Annotated in this window: 17 protein-coding genes and 2 tRNA genes; 9 read left to right on the plus strand and 10 right to left on the minus strand. The window is 39.1% G+C overall.

The features are described from left to right. Window positions 1–121 precede the first annotated feature (121 nt). The 3 genes from ACQY77_RS14035 to feoB all read left to right on the plus strand — a co-directional run bounded on the left by ACQY77_RS14035 (window position 122) and on the right by feoB (window position 5,387). The gene (locus tag ACQY77_RS14035; protein ID WP_421941528.1) at window positions 122–2,881 is read left to right on the plus strand and encodes an outer membrane beta-barrel protein; all 2,760 of its coding nucleotides are present in this window, start codon (window positions 122–124) and stop codon (window positions 2,879–2,881) included. 171 nt (window positions 2,882–3,052) lie between these two features. Then, window positions 3,053–3,268, plus strand: a complete 216-nt coding sequence (locus ACQY77_RS14040; protein WP_421941527.1) for a FeoA family protein — start codon at window positions 3,053–3,055, stop codon at window positions 3,266–3,268. A 10-nt stretch (window positions 3,269–3,278) separates the two neighbouring features. Further along, window positions 3,279–5,387, plus strand: coding sequence for a ferrous iron transport protein B (feoB, locus tag ACQY77_RS14045; protein ID WP_421941526.1), 2,109 nt, complete (start codon window positions 3,279–3,281; stop codon window positions 5,385–5,387). Window positions 5,388–5,570: 183 nt separating this feature from the next. On the opposite strand, the gene ACQY77_RS14050 is transcribed toward feoB, so the two are convergent. Further along, on the minus strand, window positions 5,571–6,047 hold the full coding sequence (locus tag ACQY77_RS14050; RefSeq protein ID WP_025145395.1) for an Lrp/AsnC ligand binding domain-containing protein: 477 nt from the start codon (window positions 6,045–6,047) through the stop codon (window positions 5,571–5,573). 160 nt (window positions 6,048–6,207) lie between these two features. Between ACQY77_RS14050 and ACQY77_RS14055 the strand changes: the two genes are divergently transcribed. The 3 genes from ACQY77_RS14055 to ACQY77_RS14065 all read left to right on the plus strand — a co-directional run bounded on the left by ACQY77_RS14055 (window position 6,208) and on the right by ACQY77_RS14065 (window position 7,703). Next, a tRNA-Asp gene (locus tag ACQY77_RS14055) sits at window positions 6,208–6,318 on the plus strand. A gap of 72 nt (window positions 6,319–6,390) precedes the next feature. After that, window positions 6,391–6,535, plus strand: a tRNA-Asp gene (locus tag ACQY77_RS14060). Between the two features lie 151 nt (window positions 6,536–6,686). After that, window positions 6,687–7,703, plus strand: a complete 1,017-nt coding sequence (locus ACQY77_RS14065) for a LacI family DNA-binding transcriptional regulator (RefSeq protein ID WP_421941525.1) — start codon at window positions 6,687–6,689, stop codon at window positions 7,701–7,703. A gap of 54 nt (window positions 7,704–7,757) precedes the next feature. On the opposite strand, the gene frr is transcribed toward ACQY77_RS14065, so the two are convergent. From frr to nagA, 3 genes are all read right to left on the minus strand, one after another. Next, window positions 7,758–8,321 (minus strand): ribosome recycling factor, encoded by a 564-nt coding sequence (gene frr / locus ACQY77_RS14070; protein WP_421941524.1) that lies wholly within the window; start codon window positions 8,319–8,321, stop codon window positions 7,758–7,760. A 41-nt stretch (window positions 8,322–8,362) separates the two neighbouring features. Further along, window positions 8,363–9,067, minus strand: a complete 705-nt coding sequence (gene pyrH, locus ACQY77_RS14075; protein ID WP_421941523.1) for a UMP kinase — start codon at window positions 9,065–9,067, stop codon at window positions 8,363–8,365. A 70-nt stretch (window positions 9,068–9,137) separates the two neighbouring features. Further along, window positions 9,138–10,223: an N-acetylglucosamine-6-phosphate deacetylase gene (gene nagA, locus ACQY77_RS14080; RefSeq protein WP_421941522.1), complete on the minus strand. Its 1,086-nt coding sequence runs from the start codon at window positions 10,221–10,223 to the stop codon at window positions 9,138–9,140. Window positions 10,224–10,361: 138 nt separating this feature from the next. Here nagA and ACQY77_RS14085 point away from each other — a divergent pair, with 138 nt between their 5' ends. Both ACQY77_RS14085 and ACQY77_RS14090 read left to right on the plus strand, forming a co-directional pair. Beyond that, window positions 10,362–12,386, plus strand: a complete 2,025-nt coding sequence (locus tag ACQY77_RS14085; protein ID WP_421941521.1) for an O-antigen ligase family protein — start codon at window positions 10,362–10,364, stop codon at window positions 12,384–12,386. A 101-nt stretch (window positions 12,387–12,487) separates the two neighbouring features. Further along, a complete protein-coding gene (locus ACQY77_RS14090; RefSeq protein ID WP_421941520.1) occupies window positions 12,488–13,699 on the plus strand; it encodes a metallophosphoesterase in 1,212 nt (403 codons plus the stop codon). 54 nt (window positions 13,700–13,753) lie between these two features. Here ACQY77_RS14090 and tsf read toward each other — a convergent pair whose 3' ends face one another. The 5 genes from tsf to ACQY77_RS14115 form a co-directional block, all read right to left on the minus strand. Further along, the gene (gene tsf / locus ACQY77_RS14095; RefSeq protein WP_421941519.1) at window positions 13,754–14,599 is read right to left on the minus strand and encodes a translation elongation factor Ts; all 846 of its coding nucleotides are present in this window, start codon (window positions 14,597–14,599) and stop codon (window positions 13,754–13,756) included. 127 nt (window positions 14,600–14,726) lie between these two features. After that, window positions 14,727–15,566, minus strand: a complete 840-nt coding sequence (gene rpsB / locus ACQY77_RS14100; protein ID WP_421941518.1) for a 30S ribosomal protein S2 — start codon at window positions 15,564–15,566, stop codon at window positions 14,727–14,729. A gap of 18 nt (window positions 15,567–15,584) precedes the next feature. Beyond that, the gene (gene rpsI / locus ACQY77_RS14105) at window positions 15,585–15,971 is read right to left on the minus strand and encodes a 30S ribosomal protein S9 (protein ID WP_090888307.1); all 387 of its coding nucleotides are present in this window, start codon (window positions 15,969–15,971) and stop codon (window positions 15,585–15,587) included. A gap of 3 nt (window positions 15,972–15,974) precedes the next feature. Next, entirely contained in the window at window positions 15,975–16,418 is a 444-nt protein-coding gene (gene rplM / locus ACQY77_RS14110) for a 50S ribosomal protein L13 (protein WP_090888304.1), read from the minus strand. A gap of 449 nt (window positions 16,419–16,867) precedes the next feature. Further along, a complete protein-coding gene (locus ACQY77_RS14115; RefSeq protein ID WP_421941517.1) occupies window positions 16,868–17,407 on the minus strand; it encodes an ORF6N domain-containing protein in 540 nt (179 codons plus the stop codon). A 207-nt stretch (window positions 17,408–17,614) separates the two neighbouring features. Between ACQY77_RS14115 and ACQY77_RS14120 the strand changes: the two genes are divergently transcribed. Next, window positions 17,615–18,694, plus strand: coding sequence for a mechanosensitive ion channel family protein (locus ACQY77_RS14120; protein WP_421941516.1), 1,080 nt, complete (start codon window positions 17,615–17,617; stop codon window positions 18,692–18,694). A gap of 49 nt (window positions 18,695–18,743) precedes the next feature. Here the strand turns inward: ACQY77_RS14120 and ACQY77_RS14125 are convergent, their stop codons facing one another. After that, a complete protein-coding gene (locus ACQY77_RS14125) occupies window positions 18,744–21,035 on the minus strand; it encodes a Tex family protein (protein WP_421941515.1) in 2,292 nt (763 codons plus the stop codon). Window positions 21,036–21,094 lie beyond the last annotated feature (59 nt).

Here is a 21,094-nt window from a genome sequence, read left to right on the forward strand (position 1 = left end):
CCCGGAATAATAAGCGTGTGCCTGACAATTAATGTATTTCAATTGTTACGAAAGGGCAAACAAACCTTTTGTATTGTGGCTAGTCTACCAATCAACACACAATTAAATCAACCCTGACCAAATGAATAAATTCTTTACCCTACTTCTCATTTTATGCACTTCTGTGGCTTACGCCCAAAAAACCGGAACCGTTACGGGGCGAGTCATTCAATCTAAAGATAGGAAACCTGTAGATTATGCTTCAATTGCACTTAAAAATACTACAGATTCCAGTGTTGTGGGCGCTATAAACACTTCAGAAGATGGGCGGTTTACCTTTAAAAACCTAAAACCTGGGAGTTACCGTTTGTACGCAGCCTTTTTAGGATTAAAAAACGTAAATAAAGATTTTTCAGTTACCGCAGAGAAATTGGAAATCAACCTTGGCGATATTATTTTAGAAGGTGGTGCTATTGATTTACAAACGGTAGAAATTAAGGCAGAAATTCCGCCTATTGTAGTAAAAAAGGATACTTTGGAATTTAATGCCAGCTCATTCAAAGTAGTAGAAAATGCTGTAGTCGAAGATCTTTTGAAGAAACTGCCAGGGGTAGAAGTAGATAAAGCCGGAACAGTTAAGGCTCAGGGCGAAACCATAACCAAAGTTAAAGTAGATGGGAAAGAGTTTTTTGGAAATGATCCGCTTCTGGCTACAAAAAACCTGCCTGCAGATATGATTGATAAAATTCAGATTATCGATGAGCTATCAGATCAGGCCCAATTTACCGGAATAGATGATGGTTCCAGAACTAAAATCATCAATATTACCACCCGTAAAGACCGTAAGAACGGCTACTTTGGCAATAGCACAGGCGGCTATGGATCGGATAACCGATATGACATTGGCGCCAACATCAACCATTTTAATCAGGATCGCAAACTCAGCGTTATTGCGCAGTTTAACAATGTAAATAAACAGAATTTTGGCGGTGGCCTCGGTGGAGGAAACGGTGGCGGTAATGGAGGAAGAGGAGGAATTACCAAAACCAATGCGGGTGGTTTCAATTTCAGTGACGAATATGCAGATGATACAGAAATTAACCTCAGCTACTTCGTTAATAAATCAGACAATCTGATTCTTAGAAATAGCGTTACCCAAAATTTGTTGGGGGATGTGAAAACCATTTTTAATAACAACCAAAACAACAACGCGGATAGATTAAATCACCGTCTTAATTTTGCTATAGATACTAAACTGGATTCATTAACCTCTTTAAAAGTTCAGCCCAACTTAAGTTATACAGATAACGAAAGCTTAAATACAAGCGTTTATTCCCGTGATTACAGCACTTATAAAATTAATGGTAATCAAACTTTAACCAATCACAATACCGCACCATCTTTCAGCAATAATATTTTATTGAGAAAGAAATTCATGAGAAGAGGACGCACGCTATCGCTCAATTTGAGTACCAGTATCAATAATAATGATGCAGATAATTACAACAATATTTTAGACAATACCATTAATGGTACAAGCGCTACACAAAAAAGTACCAATCAATTTAACGATCAGGAGAGTGAATCGCTTAACCAGAATACGCGATTGGTTTATACAGAGCCACTTTCCAACACTTTGAGCTTAGAGTTTAATTATCAGAATGGCTATAATCACAATACTTCAGACCGGTTCACCTATAATTTTAATCCGGCAACATTAGCTTACGATTTGCTGGATCAAACCTATAGTAACTCCTATGAAAATACGATCCTGACCAATGCAGCAGGTTTCAGTTTCAATAAAATGGCTAAAAAATACAACTGGAATGTGGGGATGGCCGTACAAAATACCGATAGAACCAATAATAACATCACCAGGGGATTTGTATTAAAGCAAAATGTGTTTAATTACACGCCATCGGCGATGTTCAGGTACAATTTTAGTAACAGTAAACGCTTTGTGGTAAACTACCGTGGAAGCACCAATCAGCCCACCATCCAGCAATTACAACCCATCCCAAATAATACCAATACCCAGAGTATCCCTGTAGGGAATCCAGATTTAAAGCCAGAATTTAACAACACACTGCGCTTGGCTTACAATACTTTTACGGTGGGTAAAAACCGTTCGTTGTTTATCAATATGAACTTCACCCAAACCTCTAATAGAATTGCCAACAGCAGCAGCTTAATCGAAAGTGGTATTAATCAAGGTAAGCTTGCTATCCTTCCGGTTAACGTAAATGGTGTTTATTCGGGATCTGTCTCCTCTTCGTTAAGTCTGCCCATTATGGCAGAAAACAAATTGAATTTTCACATCAATATTGGTGGTAACTATGACCGCGACGTTAACTTTACCAATAGTTTAAAAAATATCACCAATAGCTGGGCCATATCCAACGGCTATCGCCTGGTGTCCAATCTGGATAAGCTGGACCTTACAGCTGGTGTTAACGGTTCTATAAACAGGGCAACGTACTCCGTTCAGCCTAATTCTAATACCCGGTATTATACATTCTCGCCAAATATCAGTGTCAGTTACCTGTTCCCTGGCGATATTCGCTTTGCTATCGATGCAGATTACAACCAGAACACCGGTAGAGGTGAGGCTTTTGATACGCACTTCACCCTCGTAAATTCCTACATCAGTAAACAGTTCTTTAAAAACAGGGGCACATTAAAAGCTGCTGTTAACGATTTGCTAAATGAGAACCAGGGCATAAGTCGTACAGCTAACAACAATACGATACAAGATGTGAGTTATAATGTGTTACAGCGTTATTTTATGTTCTCTTTCACCTACTCGCTAAACAGAATGGGCGGGAGAAACAGGAACAGAGGAGGAGAAGGGCGCGAAGGCCGGAGAGAAGGTATGGGCGGTGGCGGCAGACAGCAATTTTAAATCATACCAAAGTAATCGTTAAATTTATCTATCATCTCCGGTTGATGTTATTTGGAATAAATCTAAAGAAAGGTTAACTTGCGCCCTTATTTAGCACATGAAACCTTTAGCTTTAAAATAAGTTATTTTTTAAGTCTAGGGTGTCATCTGACCATTAATTAATAATAACAGATGAAACTTTCGCACCTTAAAGTAGGAGAAACAGGAACCATAGTAGCCTTCACAGATCTTGACATGTCAGTTAAACTGATGGAGATGGGCTGTTTGCCTGGAGAGGTAGTAGAAGTTGAGCGTTTTGCTCCACTGGGCGATCCCATGGCTATTCGTGTTGCTGGTTATCAGCTATGCTTGAGAAAAAGTGAAGCTGATGTCATTATTATACAATAATTAGGCTGATTTGGATATTAAAGTTGCGTTAGTTGGTAATCCCAATACAGGTAAATCTACTTTATTTAACCGCTTAACCGGGTTAAATCAGAAAATAGGAAACTTTCCAGGTATAACTGTTGATAAGAAGACTGGTTTTACCCGATTGGATGCTACCAGAGGGGCGGAGATTATAGATTTACCCGGTACGTATAGTTTGTATCCGAAAAGTAAAGATGAAAGTATTGTTTTTCAGGTGCTGGCCGATAAAAAAAACAATAGCCATCCTGATGTTATCGTTCTCGTAGCTGATGCATCTAACCTGAAACGCAATATGCTGCTTTATTCGCAGGTGGCAGATTTAGGCATTCCGATGGTTTTGGCTTTAAACATGGTCGATCTTTCTGCTAAGCAGGGCATTGAAGTAGATGTAGACAAGCTTGCAGAAAAACTGGGAATCCAGGTTGTACCGATATCAGCCAGAAATAATACCGGCATTGATCAATTAAAACAGGCCGTAGCCAATACCAATAAAATAGCCACCCAAAACCTCGAGGTTGATGTTAATTTTCTGGCGCCAGAGGCCATTAATGCCATTAAACGCCACATTAATGCCGATAATGATTATTATGCACTCCAGGTACTCCACCAGCATGAACATTTAACATTTTTTACCGATCAACAACAAGTAGAGATTGAAGAAATTGAGCAATCTCATGGATTTGAATCTGCCAAAGTTCAGGCAGCAGAAACCATCGCACGCTATAAACACCTCAGTACCATTCTTTCGGATGTAATAACAGATAAAGGAACGGCAAAAAAGTTTTCTTTCAGCGATAAACTGGATGGTATTCTTACCCATAAAGTTTGGGGCTTTGCAATTTTCCTGCTGATTCTTTTTATTATTTTCAATGCCATATTTGCCTGGTCATCTTATCCAATGGATTTAATTGAGTCTACCTTTGGATGGATAACAGCTTATGGCCATGAACATTTACCTGCAGGGATGCTTACAGACCTGTTATTAGACGGGGTTATTGCCGGCTTAGGTGGGATTTTTGTTTTCATTCCACAAATTGCTATTCTTTTTGCATTTATTTCCATTCTTGAAGATACCGGCTATATGGCCAGGGTAACCTTTATGATGGATAAGATTATGAGCAAGGTTGGATTGAATGGTAAGTCTGTAGTGCCAATGATTGGTGGATTGGCCTGTGCGGTTCCTTCTATTATGGCCGCAAGGAATATAGAGAACTGGAAAGACAGAATGATTACCATTATGGTTACACCATTGATCAGCTGTTCTGCACGACTACCCGTTTATATCCTGATTATCTCTTTAATTGTACCCCAGGAAACGGTTTTCGGTATCTTCAGTAAACAAGGCTTAGCCCTGATGATCATGTATCTGGTGGGCGTTATCGCTGCGGTTGCAGTGGCCTGGGTAATGAAATTCATCATTAAAACAAAAGAGCGTTCTTATTTTATTATGGAGCTGCCCATCTATCGTATGCCGAGATGGAAGAACGTACTTTATACCATGTATGAGAAATCGAAAACTTTTGTTTTTGAAGCAGGAAAAGTAATTATAGCAATATCGATTATCCTTTGGGTAATGGCTTCCTTCGGACCGGGAAATCGCTTCGAAAAAATTGACCAGAAATATGCTGCGGCCTTAGCCGATACTGCCCGAAATACCACGCATATTGAAACACTTGTGGCCACAGAGAAACTGGAAAACTCTTACGTGGGAATTCTTGGCCATTTTATTGAGCCTGCTATCCGTCCACTGGGTTACGACTGGAAGATAGGCATTGGACTAATTACTTCATTTGCGGCTCGTGAAGCCTTTGTAGGTACCATGGCAACCATTTATAGTGTTGATGGGGGAGACGAAGACAGCGTCACTATCCGGGAGCGTATGGCAGCATCTGTTAATAGTAAAACAGGTTTGCCGGTTTATACTTTTGCCACGGGAATATCCCTGATGTTATTTTATGCATTTGCCATGCAGTGCATGAGTACCGTAGCAATCGTGTATCGCGAAACCAAAGGTTGGAAATGGCCGGTAATCCAATTGGTTTACATGACGGCTATGGCTTATGTTGCGGCTTTAGTTGCTTATCAGTTATTGAAATAGTTTCGTTTAGTGTCAGGTAGTTAGTGTTGAGTATCTAGTATTAAGTAATTAGTAGTTAGTATCAAGTATCAAGTATCAAGTAGCAAGTAGCAAGTAGCAAGTAGCAAGATGGAGTGCCTATCATTTAGCGCGCGCTCGAAACTAAGAACTCAATACTCCAAACTCAGAACTCCAAACTCCAAACTACCCCAGCTCAATCTGACGCTTGATGCTCTCTTCTAAGGAAATTAATGTTTCTGTACGCTGGATTCCATTTACTGCTTGTATCTCCTCATTTAACACGTGCCTGAGGTGGTTAGTGTCTCTGCAGATTATTTTCGCAAACATACTGTAAGCACCAGTGGTGTAGTGGAGTTCTACCACTTCTTTTATTTTACTCAGTTGCGCTACAGCATCTTTATACTGAATTCCTTTTTCTAAATAGATACCTAAGAAAGCACAAATATCGTATCCAGCCTTTTGTGGATCAATAATCAGGTGAGAACCTTTAATAATACCCATTTCTTGTAATTTCTTCATTCTGACGTGTATAGTTCCGCCAGAAACGATTAAATCTTTCGCAATTTCGGTATAAGGTTTAGTCGCATCCTGCATCAATTGTTTTAAAATGTCGATGTCCAGGTTGTCAATTTCTAAATTGGAATTGTCTTTTTTAAGCATATTTTTGAATTATGATAAGCGAATTTAATAAAATTTATCAATATTATAAAAATAAAATTAAATGTTTAAAATATTTGCAAGGTAATGGTTGTTCCTTTACATTTGTATTAAGCAATTAACAAAAAGGGAACGTTCTTTTACAATTGCTGAACATTAACAATGTAGGGTGGTGAAACAGGCAGACACACCTCCTTGTCTCGGTGGCGGAGATCATGGAAAACCAGTAATGGCTAACCACTCCTTGAAGGTTCGATTCCTTCCCCTACAGCCAGTTCAGTTGGCAATTTACGGTTAACAGTTTAAAACTGAAAACTATAAAATTGAAAACTGTTAACTTTTGAAATGTTGGGTGGTGAAATTGGCAGACACGCCTCCTTGTCTCGGTGGTGGGGAATAATGGGATAAACGCAGCTTATTGGGTTGACCACAAATTAATTTTTTGAACTGTAGCTAACTACCCCTTGAAGGTTCGACTCCTTCCCCAACAGCATTTTTTATGAATAATAAGTTAGTTAATTGAGCAATCCTGGATAGGTTGCTCTTTTTATTTTACACCCATTCCCAATCCAAGCATATTTTTTTATTGAATTGATATATCGTATCTTTCACGATATTTAATCAAATGTTGCATTAAGTTTAATGAAAAAACCCTCCATAAAAGATATCGCGAGCCGGCTTAATATTTCCATCACAACTGTTTCGTTTGTAATTAATGGCAAAGCCAAAGAGAAAAACATCAGTGATGCGCTTACCAAGAAGGTTTTGGATCTGGTAGCAGAACTAAACTATCAGCCTAATGCATTGGCTAAAAGCTTACGCACAGGTAAAACACAGATCTTAGGCTTTCTGGTAGACGATATATCTGAACCTTTCTTTGCTGCAATAGCTAGACATTTAGATGAAATTGCATCCGATTTAGGCTATAAAATATTATTTAGCAGCACCAGAAACAATACCCAAAAAGCCATAGAATTATTGCAAATCTTAAAGGACAGGCATGTAGATGGTTACATTATGGCATTACCCGAAGGACTGGAAGATGAGGTGAAAAAACTGATTAAAACCGATGCTCCGGTAGTATTGTTCGATCGCTACGTACCTGATGTTAAAACAGATTATGTAATTATTGATAATCAGGAAAGCGTATATCAGGCAACCAGACATTTGTTGGATAACGGGTATAAAAATATTGGTTTTGTAACATTGGAAACTACACAAAGCCAGATGATTGACAGGTTGTCCGGATATCAGGTAGCGATGGCCGAAGCAGGTTTGCCAACAGCTGTAAAAGAAGTTGATTATAAAGCAGGAGCAGATTCTATTGCGCAAATGACAGCCTATTTTAAAAGTGAGAAGAAATTGGATGCTGTTATTTTTGCTGCCAACTACATTTGCATGGACGGCTTGCGCACGTTTAAGAAAATGGGGATTAAGATTCACCAGGACCTTGCGGTAGTTTCCTTTGATGATTTTGAGTTACTGGAGTTCTGTGATCCGCCTGTTACAGCCATTGTACAGCCCCTCAGCGCTATTGCAGATAATGTGATGAAGATTTTGTTGTCCAGATTAAATAAAGCAGGCCAAGCCACCGGAAATACGCAAGTTAAACTGCCCGCCCACTTAACCGTTAGGGGCTCAAGTTTGAAAAAGGCATAAAATAAAAAAGGGGAACAGTTTTAAACTATTCCCCTTTTTAGTGCTGCTTAAAAATTAAACAGTCATGATATCTTTTTCTTTAGCTTCTGCATGTTTATCAACCTTGATGATGTAAGCATCTGTCAGTTTTTGAACTTCAGCTTCACCAGTTTTAATTTCATCATCAGAAACACCTTCGCCTTTTAGTTTTTTAATTTTTTCGTTGGCATCCTTGCGAATATTACGAACTGTAATTCTTCCACGTTCAGCTTCCTCTTTTACTTTTTTAACTAAATCTTTACGGCGTTCTTCTGTGAGCGGCGGTACCAGCAAACGGATAACAATACCATCATTTTGAGGATTGATACCGATGTTTGCTTCTTGTATGGCCCTTTCAATTGGGGTTAAAAGCGTTTTTTCCCAAGGTTGGATTACCAGTGTTCTGGCATCCGGTGTATTGATACTGGCCACTTGAGATAAAGCAGTAGATGCGCCATAATAATCAACAAAAATGCCATCAAGCATTCCTGCAGATGCTTTTCCAGCTCTGATTTTAGTTAATTCAGCTTCGCAGTGATCAATGGCTTTATCCATAGAAGCCTGAGAATCTAATAATTGTAACTTTATGAGGTCATTCATATTTGCGTGTATTTCTACAAAAATAATAAAATTTTTAAAGCTTATTTAACGAGTGTACCGATGGCTTCCCCGTCAGCAATTTTCATGAAATTGCCCGGCTTGTTCATGTCAAAAACGATAATAGGCACTTGGTTTTCTTCGCAAAGCGTGAAAGCCGTCATATCCATTACATTTAAGTTTTTAGCATATACTTCTTTGAACGAGATTTGTTCAAATTTAGTAGCTGAAGGGTCTTTTTCAGGGTCAGCAGTATAGATGCCATCCACACGCGTTCCTTTCAGTACGGCATCTGCCTTAATTTCAATCGCACGAAGTGCTGCAGCAGAGTCTGTTGTAAAATAAGGGTTTCCTGTACCTGCTCCGAAAATAACTACCCGGCCTTTTTCCAGGTGGCGAACAGCTCTTCTGCGGATAAATGGTTCGCAAATCTGCTCCATTTTAATGGCGGTTAACAAACGGGTTTTAATCCCTACTTTTTCAAGTGCATCTTGCAGGGCCATGGAATTAATTACAGTAGCCAGCATCCCCATATAATCGGCCTGGGCCCTGTCCATCCCACTTTTTTCGGCGCTTAAGCCTCTAAATATATTTCCTCCACCGATAACGATTGCAATTTCAAGTCCCTTATCGTGTACAGCTTTAATGTCTTCTGCATATTGTCTTACACGCTCATTATCAATGCCATATTGTTTGTCGCCCATTAGCGACTCGCCGCTAAGCTTCAGTAGGATGCGTTTGTATTTCATGACCTCAAAAATATTAACAATTTTTTACTTACCGACTATGCTTTTTAACAATTGATGTAAATATTTAGTTTTACAGCAACTTACCTTTAAAAATGACTTGCTGTATCTCCAGTTCCTGATCTAAAACCAATAAGTTGGCCTCACATCCTGTAGCTATTTTTCCAGTCAGATTTTCTATGCCCATTAATCTGGCGGGATAGCTTGTGGCCATTTTTAACGCTTCGGGTAATGCTATATCACAATGTGCTACACAATTTTGAACTGCCTGTAGCATGGTAAGAGACGAGCCAGACAAAGTTCCATCGGGCATAACGTACTTATCTCCGCTTAAGCGGTGCTGGTAAGGGCCGCTATCACAGGCCGTAACGGCATCTGTAATTAAGAAAAGACGATCTTTTAAAAGTTTTTGGGCAAATTTTACTACCTCGAAATCAACATGTCTGCCATCAGCGATAATGCTTGCCATAGCTTTGTTATGATTAAAAACAGCGGTTGGAATGCCCGGTTCACGGTGATGAATGGGGCTCATCGCATTAAAAAGATGGGTAGTGGTTTGAACCCCCATATTATAGGCTGCCGTAGCCTCCTCAAATGTCGAGTTGCTATGGCCCAATGACACCACTACCTGATGGTCCAGGAGATATTGAACCACCGCGTCATCCTGCAGTTCCGGAGCAATCGTCATCATTTTGATCACACCGTCTCCAAAATCGAGTAATGCTTTGATCTCATCAAGACTGGCTTTTCTTACATACTCAGGAACGTGAGCACCTAGTCTTTTAGGATTTAAGAAAGGGCCCTCCAGGTGTAAACCATAGCAATTTTTAACATAGGGGCGGTGTTCTTTTGCTGCTTGAATACAATCGTTAAAAACCGCAGGTGTATTGGTGGCGATACAGGCCAGAAAGCCTGTGGTACCTTTTTGAAGCAGATCATCCTCAATAATATGAAGCGATTCAACAGATGGATTTGCGGAAAATAATCTCCCCCCGGCGCCATAAATCTGTAAATCAATAAAACCCGGAACAACTAAATTACCACCACTACTGGTTGCCGCTTTTATGTCTACAATATTCAGATCTCTGATTACGATTTCTTGATTGGTGATTAATTGATCGTTTTGGTAATAGGAAATGTTACGGAGTAATTCGGACATGTTACAGACTTAGTTAATCATTATGTTGACGCTCAAAATTAAAGAATGTAATCAAGTTTTTATCCAATTCTATAAAATAGGTGTTGATGCATTTAATTATTAAGGAGAAATGTTTATTTTAACAGATATTTTTTATTCATGCAAGGCGAAAAGCAAAAAGTTAAATCATCCCCCGTTTTAACGAGCAAGCCATCCACAATAACCAATAACATCATTTTGGTTATTGCCAGTTTGTATTTTCTGGTAGACTGTGTTCCCAAAGTAGAAATTATTGATCAGATGGGTATCCATTGGTTGCTGATTGGCTTACTCAATTTGGTAGCAGGATTATTCATTTTGAGGAATAATACATTTCTTACCGGAATAAGACCCATATTTAAAAATAATATCACATGGCTTTACCTGGCTTTCGTGACTATTTCGGGTATTTCTATTTGCTTTGCCTTGAATAAGGGTGAAAGCCTTATCATCTACTCCCGCCTACTCACCGTTTGCATAACCGTATTTATTTTTAGTATACTGTTCTACAATCGGAAAGAACTGCTTAAAGACCTGATTGTTGTAATCACTTTAATTGTGCTTGCCCAATCGTTTAGCGGGGTGATGCAGTTCTATGCAGGCCTTGGAAAGACAGAACTGTCCACTTTGGTTAATAGCCTACAGAGTACAACCGGCAATAAAAATATTTTTGCTGCTGCTTTAGTGATCAAAATTCCCTTGATTATTTATTGCATACTAAAGCGGCAGGGATTCTTGAAATACCTTGGCCTGCTGACACTTTTTCTGGCTATTCTGACTGTTTTTTTTATCAATGCAAGGTCTGCGTATTTAGGCTTACTATTGAGCTTTCTAACTATAGGGGGGCTAATCATTTACTTGCAATTAAAAAGCAAGTCGATTGCCCAATTCAAGTTAAATTCCTTGCTGATGCTCGGCACCTATGTCCTGGCATTTTTCATTAGTCAGAATACCCTGACTAAGGCTAAGCAGTTAAATCAAACAACTGTGTATGGAACCTTTGCAGATAGGCTGGGGACAGTGGTAGATACAGATAATGAAACCACCAATATTCGTTTAAAATATTGGAAGGGTGCTTTAGATATAATTTCACAGCAACCTTTAACCGGTGTGGGGTACGGAAATTGGAAACTTTACTCCCCGCTGTATACAGGGCCGCTATTAAACGATAACTTATTCTCCAAACATCCTCATAATGATTTCATAGAAATAGCTGGAGAATCAGGCATTTTAAACAGTATTATATTTTTATCCATCTTTATATGTGCATTGCTGGCTACAATTAGAATGCTCAGATCCAAGCGAGATCCGGAGCTAAAGTTAATTTCGATCATTATTTTGGCGAGCTTAGGGGGGTATTTCATTGATGCCTTCTTTAATTTCCCTTCCGAAAGGCCTAATATCCAGGTGTTGTTTGCTTTTATTTTAGGGGTGATTCTGACTAACTACCTGGCTCCTGCAGAAGCAAATTCCGAAAGCCAAAAGCCAGTGTCAAAGCTTTTCGTTATTATGCCTGCTATTTTAATCGGAATAGCAACAATTTACGTGCATGTTGTTGTGTTTCAGTCTTTGAAGGCCCAGTGGCTGGTTGATAATGACCTCAACAGCATTGATAACATACCGGGAGCGTTTCCTAAACTTAATTATGCTCAGGTGAGTACCATATTACCTGAATATCCGCAAATTGCCGAGAATTCTGAAATCATGGCATTTAAGAAAGCTAAATATCTAAGGGCGGAAAAGCGATATAAAGCGGCTATACATTTGCTGGATAGTGTTCAGTACCAAAGCCCATATTTACCATACAGTGATTATCTAAAGTGCAATATTTACCTGGAAACGAAACAATTAGATAGTGCTTATAAGTATGGCAAACGAGCAGCAGCTATCAAACCAAGAAATTTCTATTATTTTAGAATGGCCAGTTATTTGGCCAGGGTAAACAATGATATTGCTGGGGTACATAAGTTATTTAAAACCTATCATACTTACCGTAACGACCAGCAGTCATGGTCTTATTATGCCTTAACGATGTTTTATTCTAAGGCCAACAGGGCGGAAGTTAAGAAAGTGGTTGATTCGGGACTTAAATATTATCCACAGGATACCATTATGTTAAGTTATAAGCCTTTCTTGCCTAAATGATAAACAAAAACTGATCAAACGTTTGAGTAAATTTAATCTTACACGACCAAATTGGCCTATTGTCGGTATATATTTGATTAATCAGATAGACTCATCAACAAATGGCAGAAAATCAGAACAATAGGAGAAATTTTTTAAGAACTAGTCTTGCGCTGGGCGCAGCAACATTGGTTGCCCCAACTGCTACAATTGCAGGTTTACCAGCAGCAGTAAAGGATGATGAATTTAAGATTGCTGTTGGCCCGTACCTTCAAAGCAATTTTAATAATGCTATGACCATCCTTTGGCTAACCAATAAAAATGCGGCAGGTTGGGTAGAGTTTGGAGAAGATGCAGGAAATTTAGACAGGAAGGCTTATGGTAAGGCAGAACTGGGTTTAATGCAGGCGAACTCGAAGTTAAACGCAGTGACCATTCAAAATCTTAAGCCAGGCATAAAGTACTACTACAAAATTGTTTCCAAAGAAATTAAGGATTTTCAGCCTTATAAACTTACTTATGGAGAAACGATTAGCAGTAGGGTGGAGGAATTTCAAAATGCAGATGTGACGAAAAAAGAGGTTTCTTTTTTAATGATGAACGATATTCACGACAGGCCTGAATCTATTCCTTTTCTACTTAATCTTGTTCCGAAAGGAAAACAGGATTTTGTGTTTTTCAATGGAGATATTTTTGATTACCAAACTGACGAGAAGCAGATTATCGATCACATGCTGCAACCCTGTGTGGATAGTTTTGCCAGGCATACCCCATTTGTTTATGTAAGGGGCAACCATGAAACCCGGGGCAAATTTGCCCGGGAGTTTGCGCAATACTACATGCATGTTGGCCATGCCGCATTTACATTGGGGCCAGTAAGATTTGTGATTTTAGATACTGGAGAAGATAAAGAAGATGCGCACCCTGTGTATGCAGGTATCGTGAATTTTGACGATTACAGAGTACAACAGGCCGAATGGCTTAAGAATGAGATCAATACCAAGGCTTTTAAAAATGCGCCCTTTAGGATTGTTTTAATGCATATACCGCCACGTTTTTCGGGAGATGCACATGGACCAAAGCATTGTACGGAGTTATTTGAGCCCCTGCTTAACCAAGGTAAGGTAGATCTGGTTTTAAGCGGACATACACATAAATACATGGTACACCAGCCGGATAAAAATCTGAATCGTTATCCTTTAATTATTGGAGGAGGACCTAAAGCTGGGTCGCGGACGATTACCTCGATAAAAGCCGACCAGCATAAAATAACAGTAAGCATGATCGGCGATTCAGGAACTGAAGTAGGAACATACACTGCTTTAAGGAAATAAAAAAGCCGGCTAACTGTAAAAGTTAGCCGGCTTTTTGTTATGATTTATAAATGCTTATGCACCTAATTGTACGCGTTTGAAAGCAGTAACTGTTAAACCTTTAGAAGTGTTATCTAAAAATTTACGAACATCTACAGAACTGTCTTTAACAAACTCCTGGTTTAATAAAGTACTGTCTTTGTAGAATTTGTTCAATTTACCAGCAGCAATTTTCTCAACCATTTCTTCTGGTTTACCTTCCTGACGAATTACATCTTTAGCAATTTCGATTTCACGCTCAATAGTAGCAGGATCAACACCGTCTTTATCAACAGCAACTGGGTTCATTGCAGCAATTTGCATCGCAACATCTTTACCAGCTTCAGTAATATCAGCGCCATTAGCACCTTCAAATACTACTAAAACACCCATTTTACCGTTAGAGTGGATATAAGAAACGATTTTTTCGCCAGATATATTTACATACTCCTGAATAACGATTTTCTCTCCGATTTTACCAGTTAATTCAGTAATGGTTTCAGCAACTGTACGTCCGTCTTCTAAAGCAATAGCTGATAATTCTTCTGCAGTAGCAGGATTGTTGGCAACTGCTGCAGCTAAAACAGCCTGAGCTAAATTACGGAAATCTTCAACTTTAGAAACTGGCTCAGTTTCACATGCTAAAGCAACTAATTTACCATTTGTGCCATCCGCTGAAACAGCGATAGATACCAGACCTTCAGAAGTAGCATTACCAGAACGAGCTGCAGATACTTTTTGACCTTTTTTACGCAATAAATCAACAGCTGCTTCGAAATCACCATTAGCTTCAACTAAAGCTTTTTTGCAATCCATCATACCAGCGCCAGTTTGTTGACGCAATTTGTTTACATCTGCTGCAGAAATTTGTACTGTAGACATTTTATTTCCTTTTAAAGTTTAAAATCTTGTTATAACAATTACAGGTTACAAGTTACAAGCAGCAAGTTAAACTCTTGTTAAGCTAACTTAAAACCTGAAACCAGTAACCTGCAATTAAAAAATATTACTATTCTTCTGTTTTAGTTTCTTCAGTTGAAGATCCTTCTACTTCAGCTTCAGCAGTTGCTTTTTTAGCACGTTTTGGTTCTTTAACCTCTGGTGCATCAGCTGCAGCTTTAGCTGCTACTGCTTCTTTTTCAGCTTCTTCGTCTTTCTCACGTTTACGTTCGTCTAAACCTTCTTCAATCGCTTTGATAATTACATCAGTAATTAAAGAGATAGATTTTGTAGCATCGTCATTCGCCGGGATAGGGAAATCGATGTTAGAAGGATCAGAGTTAGTATCAACCATCGCAAAAGTAGGGATGTTTAATTTTAACGCTTCAGTTACCGCGATGTGCTCTTTCTTAACATCAATTAAGAATAAAGCTGCAGGTAAACGGTTTAAATCAGCGATACCACCTAAAAGGTTCTCTAATTTAATACGCTCACGTTGAATCATTAAACGCTCTTTTTTAGATAAGATCGCATAAGTACCGTCTTTAGTCATTTTATCGATGTTAGACATCTTTTTGATTGACTTACGAACAGTAGCAAAGTTAGTTAACATACCACCTAACCAACGTTCAGTTACGAAAGGCATATTTACTTTCTTAGCTTGTTCAGCTACGATTCCTTTAGCTTGTTTTTTAGTAGATACGAATAAAACTTTACGTCCTGATTTTACGATTTGTTTAATCGCAGCCGCAGCTTCTTCAGTTTTAGTTAAAGTTTTATTTAAATCTATAATGTGAATTCCGTTACGCTCCATGAAAATGTAAGGAGCCATTTTTGGATTCCATTTACGGGTAAGGTGACCAAAGTGTACACCTGCATCCAATAAGTCTTGATAAGTTGTTCTTGCCATTGTCTTTGCCTCCTGTGATTAACGTTTACTGAATTGGAATTTCTTACGGGCTTTAGCACGTCCTGGTTTCTTACGCTCAACCATACGCATATCACGCGTCATAAGGCCTTTAGCACGTAGAGCAGGTTTTTTCTCCGCATCAAGTTCAACAATCGCTTTAGCAATAGCTAAACGAACAGCTTCCGCTTGTCCTTTGATACCACCACCTTGAACGTTTACATTGATATCGTAACGGCCAACAAGCTCAGAAACTTCTAAACTTTGGTTTACGATATATTGCAAAGGTAAAGTTGGGAAATATACTTTGTGGTCTTTACCGTTAACGGTAATGGTGCCGTTTCCATCTTTTAAGTAGATGCGAGCAACAGCTGTTTTTCTTCTTCCTGAAGTGTTAGTAACTGACATTTCTTAAAGTTTAATGGTTTTAGGAGACTGAGCTGCATGTGGGTGTTTGTCACCTGCATATACAAAAAGATTAGTGTATAATTTTTTGCCCAATTTAGTTTTCGGTAACATACCACGTACCGCTTTCTCGATTACACGCTGAGGGTGTTTCGCCATTAACTCTTTTGGAGAGATAAAACGTTGACCACCTGGATAGCCAGTATAAGAAACATATTCTTTTTCACTGAATTTGTTTCCTGTCAATTTAACCTTGTCTGCATTAATAACGATAACGTTATCACCGCAGTCTACGTGTGGGGTGTACTCAGGCTTGTTTTTACCACGGATGATCATAGCGATCTTCGATGACAAGCGCCCCAAAATCTCGCCTTCCGCATCAACAACAATCCACTGTTTGTTTACAGTTTTAGCATTGGCCGAGACAGTTTTGTAACTTAACGTATTCACTTGCTTGTATTTAATTTATTAAACAATTATTTATTCCCAATAAATTTGGGACTGCAAAGATAGATGAAATTGTTTTATTATCAAATAGTTGATTGAAAAAAATGTAAGGTAAATGTCTTATTCAGGTGATGAGTAGAATCATATCTGGTTGGTGGAGGCAGGAACCTGTAGTAAAAAATGTGTTTGGTTATATAGTAATCTGTTTGTTCGTATATTTCTTTGATCGAAACCGGGATCAGGTAGCTTTCATTTTTTAAGGTAAAGCAAGGCCGGTAGTACAGGTGGATCGGCAGTCGGGCTTTTCGCTAAATCTTTTAAAATAAATTCTACTTTGAAGGAAGAATTTAGGACAATTTTAAAAGGATATCGCTCCAATCCCGTTTATTTAACTCAAAGCCGTGCTGTATTTCCAGTTGGCATTCTGGCTTACCGAAGCCAAATTTTCTGGGTTATAGATCATCAGGCATATAGCCCATTCTTTTTCTGGGTTTGCTTTTCTTCTCGGTCAACTCATCCAGATACTTGAAAACCAACTCTATGTTCTTATCCTGATTATTGATTTTCCTTTTGATCTCTTCAATTTCAAGTTTAAGCACCCCTCCATCAATTAATAATTGCCTGATTTTGGAAAATATCCTGACAATTTGAATGTTTACTTGTATGGCTTGCTGACTGTTTAAAATACTGGAAAGCATCAGGATGCCATGTTCTGTGAAAACATTTGGTAGATAGGTTCTTCCTCCTCTACCAATCTTTGAGGTCACAATTTGTGACCTCAAAGATTGCCATTCAATTTCAGATAGCTGAAACATAAAATCTTTGGGAAATCTATATATATTTCTCCGGATACTTTGATTCAGTACTTTCGTTTCAACTCCATAAAGATCTGCCAAATCACTATCGAGCATCACTTTAAGGCCACGAACATCATGAATTTTACTCACTAAACTATTTTCAGGGATGATAGCGGGCAGTTGTTTATCTGTCATATCATATTGGATTTATTTGAAGATAAGAAAAAGTATCGATTTATCGGTTTGTGTTACTACCGACCAAATCAAGTTAAATTGAGTAATATATCTGGTTAGCCCGCCGACCATTAGTAAAGCTATATGCGGTTTGATATCGCAATTTGCGATATCAAACAAATATCAAAAAGCTGTTGTTAACATAAAGTCCCCAATCCATAATTATCCATGCAGCACCTCGATCATTTTCTAGGCTATCCCATTCCGTTATTTGTTAAAAATCTCATCATTGCAGTTGTAGCTATATTGGCCGGGCTTCTGCTTAAATTTATTATCCATAAAATATTTATCCTGCTATCCAGGTGGTGGGATTTTATCCTCATCAAATCAACCATCAAACACCTGCGCAGACCTGTAGCTGTATTTATCCCCTTGCTTTTTCTAAATTTTTCTTTGGATGTTATGCAAATGCCCGTCACTTATCGTCATCCACTGGATAAGGCATTAGAAATTTTTCTTACAGCAGTTTTTGCATTGATCCTGGTTCGGATCATTAATGTTTTAGAGGATTACTTCTATTTTAAGTATGACCTGAACAAAGAGAATAATCTTAAAGAGCGCAAAATCAGAACACAGCTGCAATTTGTGCGTAAATTCATTGTTTCGTTAATCATTATTATTACGGCAGCAATTATTTTATTGAGCTTTGAAAGCATGCGTAAAATAGGTGCGGGTTTGCTTACCGGGGTGGGCATTGGCGGGATCATTATTGGATTCGCCGCTCAGAAGTCGTTGGGGAATCTTCTGGCCGGGTTCCAGATTGCTTTTACCCAACCTATCCGCATTGATGATGTATTGATTGTTGAAGGCGAGTGGGGAAGGGTTGAAGAGATTACACTGACTTATGTGGTAGTGAGTATCTGGGATCAAAGGCGGTTAATCCTGCCCATAACCTATTTCATAGAAAAGCCTTTTCAAAACTGGACACGGGTTTCGGCCGAGTTACTGGGTACAGTTTTCCTGTACCTGGATTATACTGTTCCAATAGAACCTTTGCGACAGGAGTTTAGTAAGCTTCTAAATTCAAATCCCCTTTGGGATAAACGAGTAAACGTAGTCCAGGTTACAGATAGTACGAAAGATGGGGCGATTGAAGTTCGCTTTTTAATGAGTGCGACCAACTCTTCCCGTGCTTTTGATCTTCGCTGTAATGTTAGGGAGGCAATGATTGGTTTTATCCAAACGCATTATCCTGAAAGTTTACCTAAAAAGCGATTGGAGTTTAAGGATAAATTTGAGGGAATGTAATTTATTACCTGAAGCATCGCTGTTTGGATGCCCCAGGCAATAAGTTGTATTATTTGAATAAGCCTTTTAGTTTAGCTAATTTCTCTTGTAAATCACCATCAGCGTCTTTAGGCTCGTTGCGAGGCTTAAAGTTTGGCTTTTGGTTGTTGGGTTTGAAGTCGCCCTTAGGTTTCTGCCCTTTAGGTTCGCGATTCTGAACGCCAGCTTTTGGAGCAACTTCCGTTTTCATAGAAAGTGAAATTCTCTTGCGTGCTTCATCCACCTCCACTACCGTAACTTCAACCTTTTGGTGTACTTTAACGATATCGTTAGGGTTTGCTACAAAACGATTAGCCAACTGACTGGTATGAACAAGACCGTCCTGGTGAACACCAATATCTACGAAAGCACCAAAGTTGGTAATGTTGGTTACGATACCTGGTAATTTCATGCCTACGCGTAAATCAGAAATGGCATTCACGCCATCCGTAAAGCTAAAAGCTTCAAACTGCTCACGAGGATCTCGTCCTGGCTTTGCTAGTTCTTTTAAAATATCATTAAGTGTAGGTAAACCAATCTCATCGGTAACATATTGTTGCGGTTTAATCTGTTTTTGAAGCTGAGTATCCTTCATTAAAGCAGAAACAGTTGTTCCCAAATCTTTTGCCATTTTATCTACCACGGCATAACGCTCCGGGTGCACACCACTGGTATCTAAAACATTCTCGGCATTGCGGATTCGTAAGAAACCTGCAGCCTGTTCGTAGGCTTTATCGCCAAGACGCGGAACTTTTTTCAAGCTTTCGCGGTTTTTAAACGCACCGTGCGTATTGCGATAATCAACAATATTTTGTGCTAAACTAGGGCCTAAACCTGAAACATAGGCTAAGATTTGCTTCGATGCAGTGTTTAACTCCACGCCCACAGCATTTACGCAACTAATTACTGTATCATCTAGGCTGGCTTGTAATTTATTTTGATCTACGTCATGCTGATATTGACCAACTCCGATAGATTTAGGATCTATTTTTACCAATTCTGCCAAAGGATCCATTAAGCGGCGACCGATAGAAACCGCACCACGAACGGTAATATCCTGGGTCGGAAATTCTTCTCTCGCTACTTCTGATGCAGAGTAAATGGAAGCACCACTTTCATTAACCATCACAATGGTGATGTGTGGTAAATTTAGCTTTCTAACAAAAGCTTCTGTTTCTCTTCCAGCAGTACCGTTGCCAATAGCAATGGCTTCTACATCGTATTTTTCGCAAAGCTGTTGGATTACAAATTCTGCGTTTTTCTCATTTCCTTGTCCTGTATGCGGATAAATAGCAGTATTTTCAAGCAGTTGCCCTTGTTTATCTAAACAAACCACTTTGCAACCCGTACGGAAACCAGGGTCGATAGCCAATACATTTTTTTGTCCCATTGGAGCTGCTAACAACAACTGACGGGCGTTTTCTGCAAAAACCCGGATAGCTTCTTCGTCTGCTTTCTGTTTCGTTAATACACGAAGCTCAGTTTCCATTGCGGGCTCTAACAAACGTTTGTATCCATCTTCCAATGCTTGCTGAACCTGTTTGGCTGCCGCATTATTTCCTGATACAAATTGGTTTTCCAAGATCGCTATTGCATCTTCTGCCGGAGGAAGAGCATCTAATCTTAGAATCAACTCCTTTTCTCCGCGGCGCATGGCTAAGACACGGTGAGAGGCTGCTGTTTTAACGGGCTCTGTCCATTCGAAATAATCTTTGTATTTAATTCCTTCTTCTTCCTTGCCTTTGATTACCTCGGCTTTAAATGTAGCTTTCTCCTGGAAATAGGTGCGCATTTTGGTCCTGGCTTCTGCATTTTCAGATATCATTTCGGCAATGATATCTCTTGCTCCGGCTAAAGCTTCATCAATGCTGTTTACTCCTTTTTCAGTATCGATAAATTTATCCGCTTCAGTTTCAAGGTCAAAACTGCTTTGATCGAATATCTGTAGGGCCAAAGGTTCTAAGCCTTTTTCTTTGGCTACCGATGCACGCGTTTTGCGTTTCGGCTTGTAAGGAAGATAAATGTCTTCCAGAAGGGAAATGGTTTCAGCCTCGTTAATCTGTTTCTCCAATTCCGGAGTCAGTTTACCAAGTTCGGTCATCGATTTTAAGATCGCTTCCCTGCGCTTATCCAAATCTCTTAACTGCAAAACTCTGTCGCGAATTGCCGCTACTTCAACTTCGTCCAGGCTTCCTGTTAATTCCTTGCGGTAACGGGAAATAAACGGTACGGTTGCACCCTCATCTAAAAGGCTTACGGTAGCTGTTACTTGTTTTTCTGCAACTTTTAATTCGGCTGCAATTATTTTATGATGGGTTAACATATTCAAAAATTAAAGGTAGCAAAGCTAATCAGGATTTGTTTGTTTTCAGGATTTTTAAC

This window comes from Pedobacter sp., from assembly GCF_965279535.1.
In the GTDB taxonomy this organism is placed as follows: Bacteria; Bacteroidota; Bacteroidia; order Sphingobacteriales; family Sphingobacteriaceae; genus Pedobacter.

Bases quoted from the DNA above. Each gene is read 5' to 3' on its own strand.
- ACQY77_RS14035 (WP_421941528.1), top strand. From the start codon at position 122: ATGAATAAATTCTTTACCCTACTTCTCATTTTATGCACTTCTGTGGCT.
- ACQY77_RS14040 (WP_421941527.1), top strand. From the start codon at position 3,053: ATGAAACTTTCGCACCTTAAAGTAGGAGAAACAGGAACCATAGTAGCC.
- ACQY77_RS14050 (WP_025145395.1), bottom strand. From the start codon at position 6,047: ATGCTTAAAAAAGACAATTCCAATTTAGAAATTGACAACCTGGACATC.
- ACQY77_RS14065 (WP_421941525.1), top strand. From the start codon at position 6,687: ATGAAAAAACCCTCCATAAAAGATATCGCGAGCCGGCTTAATATTTCC.
- frr (WP_421941524.1), bottom strand. From the start codon at position 8,321: ATGAATGACCTCATAAAGTTACAATTATTAGATTCTCAGGCTTCTATG.
- pyrH (WP_421941523.1), bottom strand. From the start codon at position 9,067: ATGAAATACAAACGCATCCTACTGAAGCTTAGCGGCGAGTCGCTAATG.
- nagA (WP_421941522.1), bottom strand. From the start codon at position 10,223: ATGTCCGAATTACTCCGTAACATTTCCTATTACCAAAACGATCAATTA.
- ACQY77_RS14085 (WP_421941521.1), top strand. From the start codon at position 10,362: ATGCAAGGCGAAAAGCAAAAAGTTAAATCATCCCCCGTTTTAACGAGC.
- ACQY77_RS14090 (WP_421941520.1), top strand. From the start codon at position 12,488: ATGGCAGAAAATCAGAACAATAGGAGAAATTTTTTAAGAACTAGTCTT.
- tsf (WP_421941519.1), bottom strand. From the start codon at position 14,599: ATGTCTACAGTACAAATTTCTGCAGCAGATGTAAACAAATTGCGTCAA.
- rpsB (WP_421941518.1), bottom strand. From the start codon at position 15,566: ATGGCAAGAACAACTTATCAAGACTTATTGGATGCAGGTGTACACTTT.
- rpsI (WP_090888307.1), bottom strand. From the start codon at position 15,971: ATGTCAGTTACTAACACTTCAGGAAGAAGAAAAACAGCTGTTGCTCGC.
- ACQY77_RS14115 (WP_421941517.1), bottom strand. From the start codon at position 17,407: ATGACAGATAAACAACTGCCCGCTATCATCCCTGAAAATAGTTTAGTG.
- ACQY77_RS14120 (WP_421941516.1), top strand. From the start codon at position 17,615: ATGCAGCACCTCGATCATTTTCTAGGCTATCCCATTCCGTTATTTGTT.
- ACQY77_RS14125 (WP_421941515.1), bottom strand. From the start codon at position 21,035: ATGTTAACCCATCATAAAATAATTGCAGCCGAATTAAAAGTTGCAGAA.